Annotated in this window: 6 protein-coding genes; all 6 read right to left on the reverse strand. The window is 60.0% G+C overall.

Translation table 11 applies throughout. The features are described from left to right. Nucleotides 1-6: 6 nt before the first annotated feature. The 6 genes from QRN54_RS30145 to QRN54_RS30170 all read right to left on the reverse strand — a co-directional run bounded on the left by QRN54_RS30145 (nt 7) and on the right by QRN54_RS30170 (nt 5,854). On the reverse strand, nt 7-735 hold the full coding sequence (locus QRN54_RS30145) for a CPBP family intramembrane glutamic endopeptidase (protein ID WP_285183834.1): 729 nt from the start codon (nt 733-735) through the stop codon (nt 7-9). 635 nt (nt 736-1,370) lie between these two features. Continuing rightward, nucleotides 1,371-1,634, reverse strand: a complete 264-nt coding sequence (locus tag QRN54_RS30150; RefSeq protein ID WP_285183835.1) for a hypothetical protein — start codon at nt 1,632-1,634, stop codon at nt 1,371-1,373. 262 nt (nt 1,635-1,896) lie between these two features. After that, nucleotides 1,897-3,252, reverse strand: coding sequence for a MinD/ParA family ATP-binding protein (locus QRN54_RS30155; protein ID WP_285183836.1), 1,356 nt, complete (start codon nt 3,250-3,252; stop codon nt 1,897-1,899). A 20-nt stretch (nt 3,253-3,272) separates the two neighbouring features. Further along, nucleotides 3,273-3,740, reverse strand: a complete 468-nt coding sequence (locus tag QRN54_RS30160) for a hypothetical protein (RefSeq protein WP_042925544.1) — start codon at nt 3,738-3,740, stop codon at nt 3,273-3,275. A 144-nt stretch (nt 3,741-3,884) separates the two neighbouring features. Continuing rightward, nucleotides 3,885-4,541: a TetR family transcriptional regulator gene (locus tag QRN54_RS30165; RefSeq protein ID WP_285183837.1), complete on the reverse strand. Its 657-nt coding sequence runs from the start codon at nt 4,539-4,541 to the stop codon at nt 3,885-3,887. 104 nt (nt 4,542-4,645) lie between these two features. Continuing rightward, nucleotides 4,646-5,854, reverse strand: coding sequence for a DUF2637 domain-containing protein (locus QRN54_RS30170; RefSeq protein ID WP_285183838.1), 1,209 nt, complete (start codon nt 5,852-5,854; stop codon nt 4,646-4,648). Nucleotides 5,855-6,000 lie beyond the last annotated feature (146 nt).

Raw genomic sequence — 6,000 nt, forward strand, 5'->3', positions numbered from 1 at the left:
TTCCGACTACAACTGAAGTATCGCGGTAACGCAGAGGTCCCACGTGATGTGTGCGGCAATGATCGGCAGGATGCGCCGGGTGCGCAGAAAGACGATCATCACGATCGCGCCCCAGGTGAATGCCCAAACCAATGCGCCTGGGCCGTAGTAGATGTGGGGCACGGCGCGGGCAATTCCTGACCCGATGACAAGCGCTACGACTGGCCACCTGTTTCCGGTTGGCCGGTCAATCTGTGTTCGGTAGAGAACGAGCGCAGCCGGAATCGCGATCATGCCAATTTCTTCGAAGATCCCGGCGCGGATGCACTGGATGACAGCGACGAGAAGATTCCCAGAACCGATGTTTTGATCGGCGTCCATACCTCCGACAATCAAACTGATCGACGCGGCCGCTCCGACTGCAACGAAGAATCCAATGAACGCGGATTTCGTTGTCCTCCTACGGATTTTGACCAGTTCTGTGCGCTCCCACCTGCCGTGCAACCACCGCTGATAAGGAATTCCGAGTTGTGTCCACGTGAGGTTGCGCCAGTTCTTGATGACAACCAGGATTGCCACGACCAGAACCGCACTGACGATCAGGCGCGTAACAGACAGCACTGCGGCCCAGGTCGTGGAGGTGTCGTCCGGGCCGACCCTTGATTCGATGAGTTGACCGATCGCACCCACTGTCGCATTCGCGTACAGCACCGTCCAGATCACTGCGAGGACTGCGATCGTCGCCCGCCAGCTCAATTCTGTGCGGGGTCTCGGAACCGGGTGTGTAGCACGTCGAATGGTCGGCGTTCCGCCGACAGCTATGATTCGCGACCGGCGCTCCCACATGGGTGCGGATGAACGAATCCATTGCACCACAGCATCTTTACCGACAAGGCTCGCGACGTTGCGGTCTCTGATGCGGTCATCGACCCAGGCCGCGAGAACATAGAAAAACACAGCAGCGCATATCAGTGGAATGACGAGTGGATGAATCGAAAGAAGCTCTGAGCTCGACGTTACTGACTCTGTGGGCCGATATGACAGCAGGAGCGCGATCGCTGCCGCAGCACACACGACTGCGGGGACAAGGCCAACGAGAAATGGCCAGCTACGGTGGGTCAACGACAACAAGGCTCGGGCGAGCATCACTTGGGAGTGTTCGTTTCCGTATTTGTCGGCGCTTGTTATCCGCGCAGGGTCGATCTTGATGCTCTGGCTCCGGCGCAGCGCCCATACCGGTTGCCCTTTCTTGATCGCACCGAATTCGACGTTAGGTGGAGCGCTTCGGCCGGCTGCGCGCGAAAGCTCCTCTACACGGTGCACGTAATCCTCGTGCTCCAAAGTTGCGATGCCGTGATTCATCTAGTCCCCCCTGGGTTACAAGCGAATGGTCAGTGTCGGCGGGTTCGTTGTGCGGTGCCGGCGAAGCCCGCGAGCGCCATTAGCGGTGCCACGATGGCGACACCGAGCACTGCGCCGACAGCTGTGCGGTTTCGTCTGGTGCGGCGGGCGTTGAGGTCGGTGACGTACTGGCCTCGTTGCCAGTACACCCACGGCGGCGTGGCGCGCCGGATGGCACGCTCTCGGCGCTTGACGACCAGGACCAGCACAGCAACGCCGACAGCCACGATCGGATAGACCAGCAAGATTTCCATGACGCTCCTACGTGACTGTGGCGCAGGCGTTCACCGGATCAGCGAGCACTCTGCGAGTCGAACTTGATACTCCGCACTGTGAATTTCTACCGCGGTCCACCGACACACAGCCGCTGACAATCGCGGTGTTCTACGTGGTCGGACTGGGTGCGGTGAGCAGTTTGTAAAACCACTGTCCTCACCGAACGACAGTCGCCCCATCCATCGCAGCCCGCTGTCGTCGACAACCTCTTCGATGACCGGAGACGCACCGTCACCGAGGTCAGCCGACACGAGTCAACGCCCGCGAGTGGACAGGAAAGAGATCGGCGACCTTCGCCGCCAAACCTCGATATGCCGAGGTGGTGGCGGGGCTTAGACGATCAGGAAAGATTTCGGCGCTTTCCTCAAGATGCGGATCGTAGGGAATGACATGGACCTCGTGTACCCGTTCCTGGAACCAAGCAAGGGACTTGTCGACGTCGAACGGACGTTTGCCAGGGCGTTGATGCGAGACAACCACAATGGTGCGTGCGAGGAGATGCCGGTAGAGCCAACGACGATGACCGTTCTCATCCGTGACGGGGAGGTTGGTGTCGGGATCTTTGGCGTAGGCACTGTGCAGGTAGTCGATCGCGGCGACTGCTTCATCCGCAGAATCCTGTTTGGCGTCGAGCGGAATGATCAGTGCATCGGAATGAGCGAGCACGGCCTGTGTCGCAGGATGGGTGATGTTCGTTCCGCAGTCCGCGATGATCAGAGAATAGAAGTCTTTGACGACATCGAGGATCTGGTCGTAGTCGGCGGCGGAGAAGGACTGTGCAGTCGCTGGGTCTTGCGCGGAGGCAAGGATTTCCAGTCCCGCCGGCGTCTGGTTGGTGTGTGTGCGGATTTCGTGCACGCGTTGTGGGCGGGGCGCATCGAGAAGGGTGAATACGCTTCCGTCGGTGCGGGATGTGGTGCGGCGTGCAAGGTTTCCACGATCGGGATTGACGTCGACGGCAAGTACTGCATCGGTGCGTACCTCAGCGAAGGCATTTCCGACGCCGATGGCGGTCGTCGTTTTCGCTGCACCTCCCTTGAGTTGGACGATACCGAGTTTGAAATCGGCATCGATCGGTCGCTGCAATCGGCGGGTGAGTTCACGGTGCGCGATGTCTGCGGGGTTCTCCCCCAGGTTCACGGTCTTCGCTGATGCGAAGAACAACCAGCGCCGCCAACCGGATTCGGCTATCGCCTGTGTTCTGTCGACTCGCCAGTTCGTCTCGTTACTACTACTCGCTGCGCGGTATTTCGCTTCGCCTGAGCTGTGAGAGGAGAAGACGTCTGCCGCGTTGGAGGTCGCCCAGACCGCTGACGGTGAAACTCCTGTCGGCATCATGAGTGCGCTCTTACCGGATGGTGGCGAGGCGGGTGTAGGTGCCTTCGACGCGTCGTCTGAGACAAGCGGCTGCTCGTCTGTAGCGTCGGACGGCTGGCTCACTTCCTCGACGAAGTCGATCGGCGAGGTCACCTCGCTGATGAACGCATCGAGGTCTTGGTACTGAGGACCTGACGTGTCTGTGGGAGTCTCAGCGGCCGGTGTGGGTTGCTGCATCCACGGAGGCACTACGGGAGGGGGTAGTGGTTGTTTCGCCATGACAGGGATCCTGTTCTCGATCAGTGTGTGGTGGTAGTGGTGCTCTTATCGGATTTCTTGGTCTTTTCGACGATTGCTTCTTCGACCCAGTCCGACCACGACGGATAGTCCGGACTCTGAGCCCACCAGGCAGCGCGGGCATCGGACCAGACAGCCGGCGCACAGGTGAAGGACCTGCGCTCGCGATCGACGGGTTCGAGAGCGGGCTCACGTCGCCCGGTTGGCAGTCGTGATGGTGCCCGCGGTAGCGGAGAATCGTCACCCGGAGTCAGCTGGGTTTGCACTGAAGCTGCTTTTTCCCTCAATGCTGCTTCCAACCATTCCGTCCATGCCGGATAGTCGCTGCGCACCACGCTCCATGCTGTCTTGGCGTGGTCCCAGATTTCTTTGGTGCAGCTGAAACTCTCCCTCTTCCGTTTCCAGTTCGCCCCCTTCCCCGCTTCGGCGGCGAGGGATTCGTCGCCTCGGTCTGTCGTGGACCTGTCCATGGATGCTCCCTTTCCAGTTCCGGTCAGGAGCGAACTTCACTCCTGACCGGAACATATGTGCATCCACTGTATCCAAATCACATCCGAGTAGATATGCGACAGCGAAGCCAGGTCTGGCTTGTTTCCGAACTTCAGTTGCTAGCTTCAGCTCGACAAGTGAGGTTCGCTAGGTCTCCCCTCAGAGAATGCGGCCAGGTGAGCGCTGACCACATCGTGGACTCGATCATCGAGACCAACGTCTTCCCGGAGAATCACTGATGCGTGCGCGGCTCCGACAGTGCCGGCGCACAAGTTCCATGCAAGTCGGTGTGCAGCGGGGGTGTCGGTGAGTTCGCCATCGGTGATGGCGGTGTCGATGATGTCGCTGATGGCGTCGACCCAGTGTGCGAATGCTGCCCCGTTGTCGATGGTGGGTTCGAGGGTGAGTTTCATTCCGGCGCGCAGGTTGGTATCCGCGGCGATCCGGTCAGCAAGGGAGGTAAAGATCGCCGTCAATTGGTCGACTGCCGGCCTTCCTGTGCCGATTGCCTCGCTGATGAATTCGTTGACAGCACGATTCCAGTCAGCGATGAGTTGGTGGGCGATGGCCTCTTTGGTCAGGAAGTGGTGATAGATAGCGCCTTTAGTGAATTTCCCGGACGCGAGGATGGCGTTGATGCTGGTTGCTCCGTAGCCGTCAGCATCGAAATGGTGTGCGGCGACGGAGACAATCGATTCTCTTGTTCGCACTGCTCGGGCCTGCGTGGTTCGTGCCGTACTACCGGTGGGTCGGCCGATGTGGGGACGATTAGTATTGCTCATGGTCACAGGGCTTTCTGTGGCTCGGTCCTGGTGGTGTAGTGAGCACTGCCAGGACCTCTGTCGTTTACGGGGTTGAACTGCTGAGGCGCGAGACCTCTCCAATGTCAGTGTGCTGCTGCGAGTGCGCGGTCAGAGTTGTATTCGACGGCGTTCTCAGCGGCCCGGAGGTCGGGCAGTGGCGGGCTGTCGAATCCGGCGGCTCGGGCCTCCTTATCGAACTGGTGATAGCGCCGCCATGCAGTCGAGGTGACGACAGGCGGTTCCGATTGTTCAGCGATCGCTTCCCAGGTGAGGTTCGGGTTCGAGAGCTTGCGGAGCGCGGTCTCTTTCACGGTTTCCGGGAGCGTCGAGTTTTCGATGAACTGCTTGAGGTCGGCGAGGTTTTCCGCCGCCTGCGTGGTGGTCAGGTCGGGCAGCGGGTCGGGTTCGAGACTGACCGTGTCAGATGCGGATGCAAAGTCGTCGGAGGGGTTTGCGGCGGTCACGGACGTCACAGCAAGCGGCGCAACAGCCGTTTTCGATCGTGCAATACGTCGCAGGAGCAACCATGCCGTGAGTCCGGCTGCGGCTGCACAGGCGGCCTGTATAGGTCCTTGGAACGTCAGAAGCGCGAGGGTTGAGAGTGCGCCTACGCCCGCGATCGCGTTTCGACTTGCTCGAGATGCAAGGCCAGACAGCGAGTTGCGGCGCTTGAACTGTGTCTTTGCATCAACATCCACGGGCTTTCCTGCAACAGGAGCTGGGGGTGCGCTGTCCTCGGAGGGAGCTGCGGGCCAGGTCCCCACAGTATGAGAATCTACGAGTTCCCGGTAAGCGGCGTAAGCGATACCGACAGCCTTCACCAGAACCGTGATGCCGTGGGTGAACGCAAGGACCAGTGCGGGCGGGATGATTGCGAGAGCAGCTGCAATGGCCGGCGCGAGAGGGATGAATCCGAGGTCTCCCCCACCGTCGATGAACTGGCGGGCATCCACTGCTGCGTTGTAAGCGTGGAAGGCGTTGCCCAGGATGCTGATCACCACAACGCTGACTGCAAGGGCGATGTAGAAGCCACGGTCGCGGCGGTTCATCTTGAGCTTGCTGATGATGACAATCGCGATCGTTGAGCCCAGGATCGCGCTGTCGACGATCGCAGGGAAAATCCAGGTCAGATTCTCCGGGATCAGTGCTTGCCTGGCGAGGTCTCGTTGCACAGCAAAGGAAAGCACGAAAGCGCCGGTAGTGATGCCGAGCGCAATAACGATCGCGAGGGCGAGTGCCGCAAGCAATGCGCCTAGCTGAATACGGGCAGCCCGGAGGCTAAAGTCGTTCATGATCGGGGTTTTTCCTAATTGGTGTGTAGAAGCACGGACCGACGGGCAACAACGCTCACGCTGGTCTGCTGTTTCTGCGGGTGCACTGCCAGGCGGACTCCAGGGTTTTCCCGGCGCATGCGACGCCTTCTGGAAGAGAGGCAGCG

It is taken from the genome of Rhodococcus sp. MEB032, assembly GCF_030208925.1.
Classification (GTDB): Bacteria; Actinomycetota; Actinomycetes; order Mycobacteriales; family Mycobacteriaceae; genus Rhodococcus_F; species Rhodococcus_F qingshengii.

What these genes read in the sequence shown, in the direction of transcription:
- QRN54_RS30155 (WP_285183836.1), bottom strand. Translation starts at nt 3,252, where the DNA reads ATGGCGAAACAACCACTACCCCCTCCCGTAGTGCCTCCGTGGATGCAG.
- QRN54_RS30150 (WP_285183835.1), bottom strand. Translation starts at nt 1,634, where the DNA reads ATGGAAATCTTGCTGGTCTATCCGATCGTGGCTGTCGGCGTTGCTGTG.
- QRN54_RS30165 (WP_285183837.1), bottom strand. Translation starts at nt 4,541, where the DNA reads ATGAGCAATACTAATCGTCCCCACATCGGCCGACCCACCGGTAGTACG.
- QRN54_RS30170 (WP_285183838.1), bottom strand. Translation starts at nt 5,854, where the DNA reads ATGAACGACTTTAGCCTCCGGGCTGCCCGTATTCAGCTAGGCGCATTG.
- QRN54_RS30160 (WP_042925544.1), bottom strand. Translation starts at nt 3,740, where the DNA reads ATGGACAGGTCCACGACAGACCGAGGCGACGAATCCCTCGCCGCCGAA.